Annotated in this window: 11 protein-coding genes; 5 read left to right on the top strand and 6 right to left on the bottom strand. The window is 60.9% G+C overall.

The genetic code is table 11. From position 1 onward, the window contains the following. Window positions 1–648 carry an HPP family protein gene (locus tag VOI35_RS07380; RefSeq protein ID WP_407275423.1) on the top strand — a complete coding sequence of 216 codons (648 nt, stop codon included), beginning with the start codon at window positions 1–3 and terminating at the stop codon, window positions 646–648. Here the strand turns inward: VOI35_RS07380 and VOI35_RS07375 are convergent. The 3 genes from VOI35_RS07375 to VOI35_RS07365 all read right to left on the bottom strand — a co-directional run bounded on the left by VOI35_RS07375 (window position 621) and on the right by VOI35_RS07365 (window position 6,075). Further along, the gene (locus VOI35_RS07375) at window positions 621–1,868 is read right to left on the bottom strand and encodes a metallophosphoesterase (protein ID WP_407275422.1); all 1,248 of its coding nucleotides are present in this window, start codon (window positions 1,866–1,868) and stop codon (window positions 621–623) included. The genes VOI35_RS07380 and VOI35_RS07375 overlap by 28 nt on opposite strands. A 72-nt stretch (window positions 1,869–1,940) precedes the next feature. Further along, window positions 1,941–4,391: a YbcC family protein gene (locus tag VOI35_RS07370; RefSeq protein WP_407275421.1), complete on the bottom strand. Its 2,451-nt coding sequence runs from the start codon at window positions 4,389–4,391 to the stop codon at window positions 1,941–1,943. Between the two features lie 31 nt (window positions 4,392–4,422). Continuing rightward, complete coding sequence (locus VOI35_RS07365; protein WP_407275420.1) at window positions 4,423–6,075, bottom strand: NADH-quinone oxidoreductase subunit L; 1,653 nt, start codon at window positions 6,073–6,075, stop codon at window positions 4,423–4,425. Between the two features lie 338 nt (window positions 6,076–6,413). Here VOI35_RS07365 and VOI35_RS07360 point away from each other — a divergent pair, with 338 nt between their 5' ends. Beyond that, complete coding sequence (locus tag VOI35_RS07360; RefSeq protein WP_407275419.1) at window positions 6,414–7,358, top strand: LysR substrate-binding domain-containing protein; 945 nt, start codon at window positions 6,414–6,416, stop codon at window positions 7,356–7,358. 188 nt (window positions 7,359–7,546) lie between these two features. On the opposite strand, the gene recN is transcribed toward VOI35_RS07360, so the two are convergent. The 3 genes from recN to dsbD all read right to left on the bottom strand — a co-directional run bounded on the left by recN (window position 7,547) and on the right by dsbD (window position 12,663). Beyond that, window positions 7,547–9,241: a DNA repair protein RecN gene (gene recN, locus VOI35_RS07355; RefSeq protein WP_407275418.1), complete on the bottom strand. Its 1,695-nt coding sequence runs from the start codon at window positions 9,239–9,241 to the stop codon at window positions 7,547–7,549. A 6-nt stretch (window positions 9,242–9,247) separates the two neighbouring features. Continuing rightward, complete coding sequence (locus VOI35_RS07350) at window positions 9,248–10,195, bottom strand: NAD(+)/NADH kinase (protein ID WP_407275417.1); 948 nt, start codon at window positions 10,193–10,195, stop codon at window positions 9,248–9,250. Window positions 10,196–10,296: 101 nt separating this feature from the next. After that, on the bottom strand, window positions 10,297–12,663 hold the full coding sequence (gene dsbD, locus VOI35_RS07345) for a protein-disulfide reductase DsbD (protein WP_407275416.1): 2,367 nt from the start codon (window positions 12,661–12,663) through the stop codon (window positions 10,297–10,299). 425 nt (window positions 12,664–13,088) lie between these two features. Between dsbD and VOI35_RS07340 the strand changes: the two genes are divergently transcribed. The 3 genes from VOI35_RS07340 to VOI35_RS07330 all read left to right on the top strand — a co-directional run bounded on the left by VOI35_RS07340 (window position 13,089) and on the right by VOI35_RS07330 (window position 16,105). Further along, window positions 13,089–13,571, top strand: a complete 483-nt coding sequence (locus tag VOI35_RS07340) for an FxsA family protein (protein ID WP_407275415.1) — start codon at window positions 13,089–13,091, stop codon at window positions 13,569–13,571. 756 nt (window positions 13,572–14,327) lie between these two features. After that, window positions 14,328–15,287 carry a chemotaxis protein gene (locus tag VOI35_RS07335; RefSeq protein ID WP_407275414.1) on the top strand — a complete coding sequence of 320 codons (960 nt, stop codon included), beginning with the start codon at window positions 14,328–14,330 and terminating at the stop codon, window positions 15,285–15,287. 14 nt (window positions 15,288–15,301) lie between these two features. Beyond that, window positions 15,302–16,105 (top strand): CheR family methyltransferase, encoded by an 804-nt coding sequence (locus tag VOI35_RS07330; RefSeq protein ID WP_407275413.1) that lies wholly within the window; start codon window positions 15,302–15,304, stop codon window positions 16,103–16,105. Window positions 16,106–16,115 lie beyond the last annotated feature (10 nt).

Raw genomic sequence — 16,115 nt, 5'->3', positions numbered from 1 at the left:
ATGAGTTTTGTCGTTTTCGGCCCGGGCGTCAGTGACCAGGTCACGCTGAACCAGGCCTTGTTTCAGCCGGTGATGCATGCCGCGCCGCGGGCGATCGAGCCGGTTGCCCGGGGGGAAGAATCCCGTGCAACTGATGATAGTCTCGCGCAATTGCCCCCGCGACAACATCCGGCGGCGACTCCGGATCGGTCTGGCCGACTTTCGGTGTATGACGCAGTGCGTTCCGCCACTGATGAGCGCCGTCCCATCGTGCTCGCCAGCCAACTGATGACCACGCCGGTCATTTCGCTCCCCCCGGAAGGCACCATCGCTGAACTGCGGGCGATCTTCGAGCAGCAGGGGATTGGCCTGGTGCCGGTCATCGACGCGCAGGAACGGCTGGTCGGCGTGGTGACCAAGGGGGATATCAGCCGTCAGCGGGTGCGGTTTTCGGATCTTGCGCCCTTGTCGGTCATGAGGATTGCCAATCCGAAGGTGTTGACGGCCACGCTGGAGACCAATATCCGCGAACTGGCTCGGGTGCTGCTCGCGCAGGATATCCGGGGGCTCCCCATTGTCGATGCCGAGCGCCGCGTGGTCGGGATTGTGACCCGGGGCGATATTCTGCGGGCGCTGGTGAATTACGCGCCGCTGGAGTTGTGGTCGTAATCGGCCGTGCCGGGGCGATACGAATCGGGTGGAGCGCTCACCAGGCGCAGACGGGTGATTTCCGATGGCGCGCCGAGCCGTTTGGGTGGCTCCCAATAGCCCGTGCCTCGGCTGACATAGACCCACATTTTCCCGTGCCGATGCAGGCCCGCCACATAAGGTTGCTGCAGGCGGACGAAGTAGTTCCACGGCCAGAACTGGCCGCCATGGGTGTGGCCGGAGAGTTGCAGGTCGAATCCGGCGGTGGCGGCGGCTTCTGCGCTTCGCGGCTGGTGGGCGAGCAAAATCCGGACGGCTGCGTCCGTTGGCGCCCCGGCCAGCGCGGCGTGTGGGTCGCTGGCTTCCTGCGGCACGAATTGGTCAGCGCGGTAATCGGTGACGCCGCCGATCACGAGGCTGGCTCCTTGATGTTCCAGAACCTGATGCCGGTTCTTGAGCACGATCAGCCCCAGCCGGGCGAATTCCGCCGACCATTCCGCCTCGCCGGAATAGTATTCGTGGTTGCCGGTGACAAAGAATGCGCCGTGGCGGGCTTTGAGGTTCGCGAGCGGCGCGGTATGGGCGGCGAGCTGGGCGACGCGGCCATCGACCACATCCCCGGTGACGGCGATGAGATCGGGCTCCAGCGCATTCACGGCATCGACAATCGCGTTGAGATAACCGCGTTTGATGGTCGCGCTGACATGAATGTCGCTGATCTGCACGATCGTGAAGCCGTGGAGCGCGGGCGGCAACCCGGCCAACGGGATGCTGATCTCGACGATGCGGGCGCGCCGCCGCGCATTCAAAAACCCGATCAGCGTCATCAGCAGGGCAAGGAGGGGCACCGCGACGGCGCTCCAGACAACGGCGTCCGGCTCGAAGCGCTCTGGCAGCAACAGCCAGACGAGGGCAATGAATCCATCGCGCAGCGCCGTGAACACCAGCAGGCTAGAGAACAGCCCCATCGTCAGTGCGCCGACCCAGCCGAGCGCATCAGCCAACCCGCGGTGGCGGATAAAGCGGGAGAGGAGGGTGAGCGGCAGCACCAGCCAGGAAAAGATCAGCCAGGCAATGCCGAGCCCGCGCACCCAGTCCGGCACCGGCAGGTAAGGCAGCAGCCGTAGCCCGATGTAGGCGTGCAGCAGGGCGAGAATGAGGGTGGCGACGATCAGAAAACGAAGGGGTGGCGCGTGGCGTGGGCTGGCGGGCATGGCGATCCAGGTTTGCAGGGTGGCCAAAAGGATATAGTGCCTTGCCGTGGATTAGGCAAGGCGAGGGGGATCGCCGCCGAGTTCAAGCAAAACCTGTCATTACGCAGGCCGCCAGTCTCCCGGAGCCATGCGGCGGCGCACCGAGCCGTCGTCGCTGATCTGGCAGAGGTGCAGCCAGCGATTGTCCACCAGTTGTCGTAGCATCTCGTGCCCAGCCACGATGCGATCCATCGCCTCGGTCGGTGCCTCGATGAAGGCGGACAGTCGCAGCGGCTCGTGACGCCACTGTTCGCCATCGTGCAGGGATTGCAGCGACAGGCCGACCCGCAGATCGCCGCCGTTGCCTTCCAGCACCCCGACCAGGCCGCCGACCACATTGTGCAGCACTTTGTTGCCGCTGCCCTGGCGCAGGTTGTCCACCGTCGAACCGTAGTATTGCAGGTTGATCCAGTTCGCAACGACCAGCGGCGCTGTCATGATGAGGCTCAGGATGCCGAAATCCGCGTCATTGCGCCAATCGTAATCGTGTAGAAAGGCCCGCCCGCCAAGATTCAGCCCCCGCGTGCGGCGGCGCGGTGCGGCAATGAAGGCCGCATTACCTGCCAGTCCCCATTCGGGGCGAACCTGCGACCAATCCCGCCCGCGCTGAACCACATGCTGCTCGGCGCCCGCTTGGGTGACGGTTGCATCCAGGCTGACCAGCCGTTCCAGACGGGTCAGTTCGCCCGCGCGCTGCAAGGCGTTGGCGAGCGTTGCCAGCTCGGCTGCTGAGGGCGTATCTTTGGCCGGACGATCGAGCAACAGCACCTGATCGGTGGTGGTGTCGTGCATCGCGGCGAGGAAGCGTGTGTCTCGCGGGATGGCAATGCCGCGCTCGGCCAGACCGAGCCGAACACTCGGTTCGTTGAGCAGACTTGCCGCCACGCGGGCACTGACTTCGCCGGTTTGTCCTGCGCAGGCGCCACAGTCCAGCCCTGCGCGGTGCGGATTGTTGGTGGTGGAACTGCCGTGCCCGGCCAGCAGCACGATGGGCGCCAGCGGGCCGCCCGCCAGGCCAAGACCGCGCAATATGCCCTCGGCGATCGAGATTTTGGCGGCATCATCCAGCGTGCCGTTCGGTCCGGTCAGTGCTGGATGCAGTTGTGCGCGTTCCTGCTGGGTCAATCCGGCTTCGTCCGGCGGCAGTGAAGACCGATGCCAGCCAAGCGTGTCCGCAATCAGGCGGGGCACATAGCTCAACCCGGCCGATTCGACAAAGGTGAAGCAGGAAGCCGCCGAGAGCTTGAACTGTTTCCAGCTGGCGCTGCGGCCCAGTCGCGCCTGCCGTTTTGCGGCCAAGGTTTCATCGCCGGTTTCCTGCACGCGGCAGCCAGGGTTCAGCAGCACGGGTGTGTGGGTGCGTGCCTTCGCTTCACCCAGGCGGCAAAAGTCGAGCGGCACCCCGAAGAAGCCTGCAAAGCCAATGGTCTGCACATTCGGCAGGCTTGATTCCAGATGGCGGCGAAAGACCTCGGATCGCACATCGATGCAAAAGGCGGCTTGTACGGCAGGGCGTGTTTCTTCGCTGGGCGCCGCATTTTCGGCTTCGGCGTTGCGCTTCAAGCCGCTCAGCACGGGACGGCGAAACGCGATTTCTGCGGCGGTCAGCAGGATTTCATCGATCGCTTCCGGCGTTGTTGCATGCAGTGCGTGCTGTCGACTCCACTGGCTGAGCTGGCGTTGCCATTCCTTATGAGTTGCCGGAGGCATTTCGTGGAGAACCAAGGCATCCCAGACGAGACGGATAGTCAAAAGGTCGCGGAGATCTTGATGTTCCTTGCCCTGCAATTCTGCCTGCCAACGCAAATAGCGGCACCAGCTCGCCCAGCCCCCAATCGTTTTCAGGGTGGCATAAAGGTAATCCGCCATGAGTTCAGCCGGAACCTGGAGTTGCGCCAGTGCCCAAGGTAGTGCCTCGCTTGCGTTCGCCGGTGCCGTGAGCAGGTGCGCGCGTACCTGTTTTAGGCTGACAGCGCGGGCAGAACGGTCGATCAGGCTGTACTGGCGCCAGGCGGTGTACAAACCGGCCTGGTGCGTCTCTGGCAGTGTCCAGAGTGCCTGCCCGCGGTCGTAATACGCAGCGAGAAAGCCGCTGATCTGTTCGACAATGAACTCGGACACGGGCGGCGCGTCCCGCCGATCCATCTGACGGGCAAGGAGAGGCAGTGGCGTGCTGGGCTGGCGTGCGGTACGCAGTGCGCTGCGCACGGCCTCGATGGTGACATCACTGCCGAGCTCGTCCGCCGCTGCGGCAAGATCGTCGTTGGTGATTTCGCCTTTGGCCAGCTTTTCTGCGAACCAGTGGCGATCCATGAATAGGCGTTCGCCGGTGGTCTGCGCCAGAAATTTGCCAACCGCGCTGAATGGCTGGTCAATCAGGCCAAGGTAGGGATTGACGGCGACGAAGGAGTCCAAAGGCCAGACCGGGGCGATCCGGTGGCAGGTTTGTTCGACCATTGCCGCCCAGTTCGGTGGCAGCACGGGGTTCTTGATGTGTGTGGATGCGGTCATTGGGTGTTCCTCTTCGGCGGTGGCACGAGGTTCAGGATTCGGTGCCGCTGGTGCGCGGCGCGAGTTCTGGCGAGGCTTCGGCGGGTACTCGGCCGACCTTCTCTGGCCAGAGGCGGTAGGCCAAGCGCTCGACCCAGCGGTCGATATACAAGCCGTTGTAAAGGTGGATGAACAACGCGGTTTGCCGCTTACGGTCGAGTAAATCGCGTCCAGGGCCTTGCAGCCAGGCGATGAGCAAAAAGCCCAGCGCTGCGGATGCAATCAACCCCCATTGCAGCGGACTGGCTTCGTTGGGCCAGGGTGCGAGATCCGAACCGAATGCCGTGATAACGCCTTCGTGAAGCACGAAATAAACCGTCGCCATGCCGCTGGCAATGAGCATGGCGCCCGCGACTTCGCGGAGGCTGCCGTAGCTGAGGGTTTTGAGCACAAGCTGCACCGTAGCCAGCGCGATGATCGTCACCAGTGCGAGCAAGGCGGGTTCCGCTTGCAGATCGAGCCCCAGGTTCTGCGCGATTCCCAGTGTCAGCAGCATGCCACCTGCCACGGTCAATCCCCAGATCGGCACGGAAATCCGACGGCGGTTGGGGACTTTGACCTGCCGCAATTGGTCGGCAATGCCGCCAGACGAAAGGAAGGCGTGCGCCTTGTACAGCGAATGCCCGACGAGGTGCAGCAGCCCCAGGGCGAGTAAGCCCAGACCGAGTTCGAGCAGCATGAAGCCAAGCTGAGCCGTCGTGGACCAGGCCAATGAAGATTTGATGGCCGTTTGCGTCAGCATGACGAGCGAGGCGATGATCAGCGTGATGAGTCCGACGACGGCAAGCAGGGCGAGCGCATGGCCTTCTGCCGCGAGCAAGTGACTCAAGCGCAGCACGATGATCGCGCCGCTATAGACCACACCCGCATGCATCAACGCGGATACGGGTGTGGGCGCTTCCATGACCTGAATCAGCCAGCCATGGAACGGAAACTGCGCACTCTTGAGCAAAGCGGCGAACACAACCAGCCAGGCGGCAAGCTGCATCGACAGGGGCAGATGTGGCTGCGTGGCGACATAGTCATTGATTGCGCTGAATTCGAGGCTGCCGACCGCTTGGCCGATTAGCAGGGTGGCGACGACCAGCAGGGCATCGGCGCTGCGGCTGAAAATCGATTTTTTGTGCGTGACCATGATCGCGCGGGGCCGATCCGGGTAGAACGACAGCAGGCGATGCAGGCTGAAACCGGTGGCAATAATGGCGAGCGTGAATTGCGCCATATTGCCAGCGATGACCACCAGCAGAAACCAGCCCCCGGTGAGTGCCAGCAGACGGAAAAAACGCGCTTGTTGGTGATCGCCATCCAGATACTGAATGCTGAATCGCGCGATGATCGCTAAAACGAAGCTCACCAGGGTGGCCAATAGCAGGGTTATGCCGTTGACCGCGACCGAAAGGCCGATGGGCGTGGAGAACCACGGGAGTGGCGGCAGGATCAAATCCGCCTGCGCGCCCAGCAAAAACAGGGTATCAGCCAGCAAAGCCAGGAATAAAGCCAATAAGCTCAGGCGCGCCACCCGGGTTCTGGTTTTGCGCGCCGAGGGGGCACCGGGTTGGACACTCGGCAGGGCTGAGGCCAGCAAAATCAGCGGCATGGCCAGCAGGAGCAGTCCAGTGATGGGTTGGAACAGGGCAGGGCTCATGGGGATGCCTCCAGTCGGTTGTCCTTGTCACTGGAATCTTAGGAGCCCTAAATCCATATGAATAATTCGAATTAACTCTTCAAGGCATAGATTACGGTTTATGCGATGGGGCGCGCAGTCGTTCGGCGTTGCCGGAGTTTGTTGATTTTTTTCAATAAAACTAATGTTTATTAATGGGTTGTGTCATTTTCTCTTGAGATGGCTGGAGCCATCGCCCCGAGGCGTCGGTCAGCTATTGTATAGACCGTGGTCTATAGTGTGAGAAGATAGATTCGATCAATCATGGGTTTCGCCGCCGCCTTTTGCCCGCAGAAACCGCCTGACCGTGAGGATGAACGATGGATGAGCGTGCCCCGATTTTCCGCAAGTTGTTGCGTCACGCCTCGTTGCGACAGATCGAAGTCTTTGAATCAGTGGCGCGGAACGAGAGTTTCACCCGTGCGGCGGCTGAACTGAACCTGACTCAGCCCAGTGTTTCCGCGCAGGTGAAGAGCTTTTCTGAGGCGATTGGGCTGGAGTTATACGAGCAGATTGGTCGGCGCATCTTTCTCACGGATGCAGGTCGGCTGGTTCTACGGGGTTGCCGTGATGTGATCGACGCCCTATCGAATATCGAAATGTCCCTGAACGAGCTGAAAGGCTATCGTAAAGGCCGTTTGCGCCTGTCCGTCATTACCACGGCAAAGTATTTTGCACCGATCGCCTTGGGCGATTTCGCGCAGCAATACCCGGAAATCGAACTGGAACTGTTGATTTCCAACCGTGCCACTTTGATGCAGCGGATCGAGGACAACATTTCTGATTTGTACATCGTCGGTCAATTGCCAGAAACCCGGATCGATCTGGAAGTCATTCCTTTTGCGCCGAATCCCTTGGTGGTGATCGCCCACCGCAGCCACCCGCTCGCCACGGCGCGCAATATCCCGTTTGAGCGAATCGCTGAGGAGTTTTTCATCATGCGAGAGCAAGGTTCCGGGATTCGCCATAAGGTTGAAGAACTGTTTGCCAGCCACGGCCGGACGATCAAGACGCGCATGGTGCTCGATGGCAACGAGGCGATCAAACACGCGGTGGCGGGCAAGCTGGGACTGGCGGTCGTTTCCGCGCATGCCCTGAATATCGAGGGGGCGGGCGGTCCGCTGGTGGCCTTGGATGTGCAGGGTTTTCCGCTGGAAAGTTACTGGAATATCGTCTATCCCAAGGGTAAGGCGATGTCGGTCATTGCGCGTAAGTTTTTGTCTTTCCTGAAAATTCATGGCGGGGATTATCTGCACATTGGCTGATTGACCCATGACAAGCACGGCTTAAGCCGGCGTAAGCCCGCCGCGACGCGCTCGAAGGCCGAGCCCGCAGAGTCTTCGATAGGGATGTCGGAGAGGCCGAAGAGGAGGGATCAGTCAAGTTGAAAAATGGCAGGAAAGCCCTTTTTAACAACCTGTTAGATGAGTTTCCTTGGAGGGAACGGAGGCGCTCAATCGGCGGGGCGCAGGTTCGGCGGATTGAGCATTTCTGTGGCGAGTCTGCGCGTTTGCTCGGTAATTTCGACGCCCCCTATCATGCGGGCGATTTCTTCGATGCGTTCGCTGGCGCTCAGGGGGGCGATGGTGGTGCGCGTGCCTGCTTCGTGGTGGGTTTTCGCGACTTGAATCTGGTGCTGCCCCTGGGCGGCGACCTGCGGCAGGTGGGTGACACAGAGCACTTGCCGGTGCTGGCCGAGCGCGCGGAGATGCCGACCGACGATCTCGGCGATTGCGCCGCCGATGCCCGTATCGACCTCATCAAAGATGAAGGTTTGCACCGGATCGAATGCGGCCGTCAAGGTCTTGAATGCCAAACTCACCCGCGCAAGCTCGCCACCGGAGGCGATTTCGTTCAGGGGCTGGAGCGGATGGCCACGGTTCGCGCTGATCAGAAATTGCACCTCGTCGATGCCGGCTTCTGGGCGGTTCTCCGCTTGGGGACTTGGCGTTACGGCGATTTCGATGCGGCCATGCGGCATGCCGAGTTGTTGGATGGCCGCGCTCACCGCCGCTGCCAGACCGGTGGCCGCCGCCTGCCGTTGCGCGCGAATTTCGGCCGCCTGGCGGTCATATTCGGCACGAAGCCGGGTGATTTCCGTGCTTAGGTTGTCCTCGGCGGCGTCTTCGCTCGCCAGTTGCTCGGCTTCCCGACGGAGCGCCGCGATGTGCTCGTCGAGAAATTCCGGCGCGATCCGGTGCTTGCGTGCGAGTTGATGCAGGCTGTCGAGACGCTGCTGCACCCGGTCGAGCAGACCCGGATCGGCATCGTCGGCGTCGAGTTGATCCCGCAGGCTATGCGCACTTTCACTCACTTCGATGGCGGCACTTGCCAGCGATTCGACAATGGCGCTCAAGCGATCATCCAGCGCGACCAGGCGCTCCAGCGCGTGCTGTGCGGCGCTGAGCCGATCATGCACGCTGTTTTCGCCTTCGTAGAGCTGGGCGATTTGTTCGTGCAGCGTGTTCCGCCACTCATCTTGCCGCGACAGACGGCTTAGAAGCTGATGCTGCTGGTTGAATTCATCCGGCTCAGGATTGATCGCATCGATCTCTTCGAGCTGGAAGGCAAGCAAGGCACGACGATCGGCGCGGGTGGCGGCTGCGGCCTCTCGTTCGGCGAGTTGATGTTCGGCACGATGCAGGGACTGGGCGGTTCTTGCCAGGGCATCCACCGCGCGGTCAAGCCCGGCGTGGCCATCGAGCGTGGCGCGCTGCTCGGTCTTGTGCAGCAGTTTCTGATTGTGGTGTTGCCCATGCACATCGATCAGCAGGGCGCCCAGAGTTTTGAGCTGCGCCAGCGGGCATTGTCGGCCATTGAGCCAGACTTTGCCGCGTCCGTCCCGCGTTATGGTGCGCCGAATGAGCAGGGTATCGGCTGCCTCTTCGTCCATGAGCGACTCTTCGCGCAAAAACTGGGCGACGGGGCTGTCGGGCGCATAAGAAAACTCAGCGAGTACTTCCGCTTCTTCCTGCCCGGCCATGATGAGTTGGGCTTGGGCGCGATCCCCGCGAATCAGGCCGATGGCGTCGATCAGGATGGATTTGCCTGCCCCGGTTTCGCCGGTGAGGGTGGTGAACCCCTCGGCAAAATCCAACGACAACCGGTCGATGAGGGCAATGTGACGGATGGTTAGGGAACGCAGCATGCCGAATCAGCCGTTTTGTTCCGCCCAGCACAGTTTGGTGCGCAGCAGGGCGTAGTAGTCGTAGTGACAGGGATGGATCAGGCGGATCTCGTGGTCGTGCCGCCGAATGACCAGCGTATCGCCCACTTCCAGCGGGTGGTTTATCTGCCCGTCGAAACTCATGACCCCGCCGCCGCGTGACTGCGGTTTGGGGGTGATTTCGATCACATGCCGGCTGGAGACGACGATCGGTCGGTAGCTCAGGGTATGCGGGCAAATCGAGACGATGCCGATGGCGTCCAGATCGGGGGCGATCAGGGGGCCGCCGGCCGAGAGCGCATAGGCGGTCGAACCGGTCGGCGTGCAGACCACCACACCATCGGAGCGCTGTTGGTTGAGCAAGACGCCGTTGATGAACATGTCGAACTCCACCATCCGGGCGGGGTCGCGCATTTTGAAGGTGATGTCGTTCAGGGCGACGGCGTGCATCAGGCGCGTTTCTCCCCGCATCAGGGTGCCTTCGAGCAGAAAGCGGCGTTCTTCGATGAATTCGCCGCGCAGCATCGCCTCGAAATATTGTTTGAGGTCGATCGGGCGCACATCGACCAGAAAGCCGAGCCGCCCGAGATTGACGCCCATGATGGGAATATCCCACTGACTGAGACTGCGGGCGGCATTGAGCAGCGTGCCATCGCCCCCGAGCACGACAATCAAATCGCAGTCGGGCTGGTGCCGGTCGAAGCGTTGGACGGCCTTTTCGCGCACGGGGCTATCACAGGAGGCTTCAAGCGCCCAGGCAATCTGGTGAGCTTCGAGGAGATCAATCAGTTTGGAAAAAACGCGCGCCATGGCTGCGTCGGCTTGCGGGCGGATGATGATCCCCACCCGGTTGAAGCGAACGCCGCCGGCTTGGGGTTGCGCAGCGCGGTGAGCCGGCGAATTTCGGGGAGAAGAATCAGCGGATGAATCGGCCACGGAGCACCCAACGAAAGCCAAGGTCGGCGCAGTATAACCAAACGGGGCGCGCTGATTAAACCAGCGATTCCCGTTTGGGGCAGGGATACCTCAGCGGGTCATCAGTGCACCGCTTCGAGGTGGCGCAGGAAGCGGTCGGGTGCTTCGTAGCCCACGACTTGCTGGGCTTTTTGCTCAACCCCCTGCGCATTGAAAAAGACGATGGTGGGGGGGCCTAACACTTCGAAGCGCTTGAACAAGGCTTTATCGTCCGCGTTATTGGCGGTGACATCGGCTTGCAGCAGCACAAATGGCTTGAGCGCCGCCACGATGCCTGGATCGCTGAAGGTATCGTGCTCCATTTTTTTGCATTCGACGCACCAGTCCGCATAAAAGTCGAGCATCACCGGCTTACCCGCTGCTTTGGCCGCCGCCAGTTGCTGGTCGAGTTCGGCCAGATTTTTGATGCGGGTGAATGAGACACCTGTGGACGCGGAGGACGATCCACCGCCTAAAGACAGCCCGCTGAGTGGCGCCAGCACCGAGCCTTTGCCGCCCGCAGCGACGCCAACCAGGATCAGGCTGCCCCACAGGAGCAGCAGGACGCCGAGCGATTTCCACAGTTTTCGCCAGCCGCTGGCATTTCCATCCAGGGTGGTGAGTGCCCCCAGGAATACGGCAGAAGCGATCAGCAGCATGCCCCACAACAGTTGGGCGACGACATCCGGCACGATGCGTTCGAGCATCCAGATGGCGACGCCGAGCATGATGACGCCGAACACCGCCTTGACGGCATCCATCCAGCCGCCTGCCCTGGGCAGGAATTTCCCGCCCAGCGTACCGACGATGATCAAGGGCAGCCCCATGCCGAGACTCATGGCGAACAGCGCGGTGCCGCCTAACAGGGCGTCGCCGGTCTGGCCGATGTAAATCAGCGCGCCCGCCAGCGGTGGTGCCATGCAGGGGCCGACGATCAACGCAGAAAGCAGCCCCATCACGGCCACGCCGATCAGGGTGCCGCCCTGCTGATTGTTCTGCACCTGCATGATCTTCGATTGCAGCGCGGAGGGAAGCTGGAGTTCAAAAAAGCCGAACATCGACAAGGCCAGGGCGACAAAAACCGCCGCGAAGGCCGAGAGAATCCACGGATTCTGGAAGGCCGCCTGCAGGTTCGAGCCAAACAACCCGGCCAGCACCCCGGCGATGGTGTAGGTCACGGCCATGGCGAGGACATAGACGACGGAGAGCAGGAGCGCCTTGCGGGGGGTGATCTTCTCGCCTTGCCCAGCGATGATGCCCGCTAGAATCGGAATCATCGGGAAAATGCAGGGGGTAAACGCCAGCAGTAAGCCGAGGAGGAAAAAGCCGACGATGATCGTCCACAGACTGCCGGTTTTCAGCTTCTGGGTGATGGCATCGGTGGCGCTGAGTTGGCCGGTAGTCGCCGCAGCGGGTTGACTGGCCTCGGGTGTGTGGCTGGCCGCAATGGCGGGTTTGGCCTGTGGGTTCAGCAGCTCGACGACCGGGGTGAGCGTGGCTTTGGGCGCGGAGTCGAGCGCTTGAGCGCTGCCGGATTTGAAGTCGATCGTCCAGGCTTGGGTTTGCGGCGGATAGCACAGCCCTTGTTCCGCACAGCCTTGATAGCCCGCAATTAGCACAGCGCTGCCTTTTTGCCCCGGCTTAAGGGTCAATTCGGCATTCGCTTGTGTGTGAAAAATAAACACATCCCCCAGCGTAGGGTCATGATCGAGGATGCCCTGATCGAGGGTGGCGGATTGAATTTTCGCATCAGAATCGGTCAGCGCGACCTTGATGCGATCCCGATACAGATGGTAGCCCGGTGCGATGTCCCAATGCAGGGCGACCTGATCCCCATGCACCTGAATGCTCGGCTTGAAGGCTTCCTCGGGGGGCAGGGGTTCGTCCCCGCCCGCGCCACTGCCACCCAATCCGGCGAGGCTGCTGAGGCTGGCCATCGGTTTGGCGGCGGGCGGGGTGGTCGGGCTGCTGCCCGCCGCCGTGACCGCAGGCAGCGTGACATTCAAGGTTTGGGTTTGCGGTGGGTAGCAGACCCCGGCCACATCCGAACAACCTTGGTATTTCACCTTGAGCGTGGTTTCACCCGCCGGGCTGCTGAGGATGGGCACGGGTAGGCTGAAATCTTTTTTGTAAACAACGAGCTTGCCAAAATAGGGGTCGTTATCGATTTCCCCTTCCGGGAATACCGGCTTGCCGAGCGAGACGGCAGGGTTTTGCGGGGTGATGACGATCCGGTCGCGATACAGGTGATAGCCGGTAGCGACGCTGAAATTGAGCTGAACGGTCTGGCCGTCTACTTGGGCACTGGCGTGGAAGGCTTGCTCGGGACTCAGCATGTCATCGGCTTGAGTCGCCGGAGCTACGCCGGCCAGAACACCGACCCCCAGCAATCCCCAGAGTAGTCTGGTTCGCAGTCGTTTGAAGGGATTCACAAAGTGGAACGGGCGCATGTTGAACTCTCTACCTGTTAAGGATCATCGGGATGATCGTTGCGATGGGGCACCTCGAGAAACCTACTGCGCGAACAGATTGCGGCGTCGTTTCCTCCCTCACCCCTCGCTTATCCACCTGATATGTCTCGGGGATTCGCTGCGGGACTCCTTGCACTCCGTCCGCTCGTGACGGTTTTTCGAGGTGCCCGATGAATCTGGACTTGCGGCCTTCGCCAAGGTTCCGACCCTGCGATCCACCTGAAATTCCGCTGGCCGGGGCTCGGCGATCATTCAATGCCTCGGTTCAATGCGTTGGCTTAATGCCGAGGCGCTCTGGATCGGCAAAGAAATTTACGCAGAACAGATCACTTTGGGTGCATCATAAGGAGTATGCGAAGAATCTCGGGGTTTTGCACCCCATTGAGTCATCAGGGTTGCTTATCATGAATCCACTTGTGTTTATTGCCTGGTTGCCGCTGATCGAGCTATTGCTGTTGATCGCGATGGCGGCGGCGTTTGGTTTTTGGTTCACGCTGGCCTGGATTGTGGGCACGGCCATTTTGGGGATCGTCTTGCTGAATCGCGCGCGCGCGCAATTGGCCGAACAGATTGGCGCTCGGCAGGGTTGGCGCATGACGCCGCCGCCCCAGGGTCTGGGGATGCCTGGCCTGCTGGCGACTTGGGTCGGGGCGGTGCTGCTGATTCTGCCGGGGCCGTTGACCGATCTGGTGGGGCTGTGGCTGGTCATTCCGGCACTGCGTCGGCTTGGGCTCGGGCTTTGGCTGACGCGGCAGGCCGAGCACTGGGCCAACCGTCGGCATGGGGCGGGACGGGTTTACGAAGGTGAGGTCGTTGCTCAAACGGAAAGCACCCGGGCACGAATCACCGTCGTATCCGAGCGGCGGCCCGGGGATTCGCCTAAATGATCCGCTCAAGTGACCGATTTTTGGGATCGGATGAAGGAAGCCGTCCGTGTGAATTTTGCCTGGAATTAACAGGCCGTTGAAAAATGTAGCGAGGATGGCCAGATGCAAGGCGCCCGGCGCACAGCGACCGAGACATATTAAATAGTTAGCTGCCTATGGATACCGCGTACATCACATGGATCGTATTGATTGGCGGCGGAGCGCTTTTGGCGGCTTTCGTGAAGCCCAAGCGCATCATTGTATGGGGAGCAGCCCTGACGGCATGTGCTCTAGCCGGCCTCGTCGCCTCTAGCATCCTTGGCGGCGCCAATTTCACTGTCCTGTTTGGTGTGGCAGCTATGGCTATCCCCGTGGTTTTTGCAATGCTCGCCATCGGAGCTTGGGTTGGCGCTGCTCTACGGGGTAACATTCGCCGTAACCGAAGCGGCAGCTAACAGTTCGTTCAAGGCGGACGGCTTCGCCGCCGCTTAACTCAGGCGATAGGCGAGGGAGCGAGCACCGCGCAACGCTGCAGATGGCTCACCGCAGTAGTTTTTCAACGGCCTGTTAAAGAACGGCGCACTTTGGACGATACAATCTAAACCAGAACCCGGCGGGCGCGCTGCCCGTTTATGAGTACCGCGTTCATGAAGGCTCCGCCCATGTGTGCCATGCGCCCGCACGACAGGATTGTCGGGTGGTTGGGTGCCGGGTAAATTCCCGCGAGGCGGATTGCCTTCGCGCTCAGTGACAAAGTTGCGACAAGGTTGGATAGCCGTGAAAAAAGATGTGATTTCGTCGGTAGATTCTCGCACCCGGCTGGCCGGCCACAATCGGCTGGAGTTGCTGGTATTCGGGTTGGGTCAGGAACAGCGCTTTGGCATCAATGTGTTCAAGGTGCGTGAAGTGATTCGTTGCCCCAAATTGACCGATGTGCCGAAAGCCGCATCGGCCGTGCGGGGCATTGCGGATGTGCGGGGCAATACCATCACCATCATCGACCTGTCCGACGCGATTGGCTCTCCGCCAATGACGCCCGCGCAGGTTGCGGAGTCGTTTGTCATCATCACGGAATACAACCGTGCGGTGCAGGGCTTTTTGGTGCACTCGGTGGACCGGATCGTCAACCTGTCGTGGAAGGAGATCATGCCCCCGCCGTCGGGCACCAATACCTCGAATTTTTTGACGGCAGTGGCGCGGGTCGATCAGGTGTTGGTCGAAATCATCGATGTCGAACAAATCTTCTCGAAGGTCGTGGGCACGAACGAAACCATTTCGGCGGATGTGCTGCACGATGTCAAGGGACTCTCGGCCGATGGCATCGTGCTGGTGGCCGATGACTCGCTGGTGGCGCGCAATCAGGTGCGCAATACTCTGAAGCAGATGGGTCTGGAGTCCGTGGCGGTGGCCAACGGCAAGGAGGCGTTCGACCTCTTGCGGCGCTGGGCGGACGAATCGCCCGATCAACTGGCGCGCGTCCGGCTGGTGATTTCGGATATCGAGATGCCGATCATGGATGGTTATGCGCTCACCACCCAAATCCGGCGGGATCCACGGCTCAAATCGTTGTATGTGATTTTGCATTCTTCCCTGAGCGGAGTGTTTAACGAGTCGATGGTGAAAAATGTGGGCGCCAACCGGTTTATCCCCAAATTCCATCCCGATGATCTGGCGCGCGTTGTGGCGGAAGCGATTCGCCAGCAGGCCGAGCACGCGACCGCATCGGCCATTGGATAAAATCAGTCACCCGCATGCAGCCCGCGCAATACCAACAATTCTGTGATCTGCTGGAGCGGCGCAGTGGCATTCTGCTCGGTGCCGACAAGCGTTATCTGGTCGAAACCCGCTTGGGACGAGTCGTGCGGGAGCTGGCGCTGCCCAGCATGGATGAGCTGCTGCGCCGCTTGCTGCAACAACGCGATGCCGTGTTGGAAAAAGCGGTGGTCGAAGCCATGACCACGAATGAAACGTTGTGGTTTCGGGATGAATATCCCTTCACGGCGCTGCGGGATGTGTTCTTCCCCGAAGCCATTGCGGCGAAAAAGTCGAAATTGCGTATTTGGTCTGCCGCTTGTTCGACCGGTCAAGAAGCCTATTCCATCAGCATGTTGGCCAGTGAACGCAAGCTGCCGTTCACAGTGGAAATCGTCGGCACGGATTTATCTTCGCGGGTTGTCGAACAGGCAAAACTCGGGGTGTTCGATGACCTTTCGCTCGGGCGCGGGCTTTCCCCTGCGCGCAAGCAGCAGTTTTTTCAGCGCGTGCCGGACGGCTGGCAGCTGAATGCCGAGATCCGCGGTCGGGTGCGTTTTCAGGTGAGTAATCTGCTGGAGGCGCCGACCGGATTGGGGCGGTTTGATCTCATCTTCTGCCGTAATGTGCTGATTTATTTCTCGCGCGAGACCAAAAGCAAAATCGTTGAACACCTGGCCAATGCGCTGGTGCCGGGCGGGATTTTGATTCTGGGTGCCTCGGAATCGGTGCAGTCCCTGAGTGACCGCTTTACGACCGAGCGCTTGCCGGGGGGCGGCATGGCCTTCCGCCTGAAATCCTAGCGCTCGGTTT

The sequence above is a fragment of the Halothiobacillus sp. DCM-1 genome (assembly GCF_045689735.1).
Classification (GTDB): Bacteria; Pseudomonadota; Gammaproteobacteria; order Halothiobacillales; family Halothiobacillaceae; genus Halothiobacillus.
This window is presented reverse-complemented; position numbering and strand designations above follow the sequence as displayed.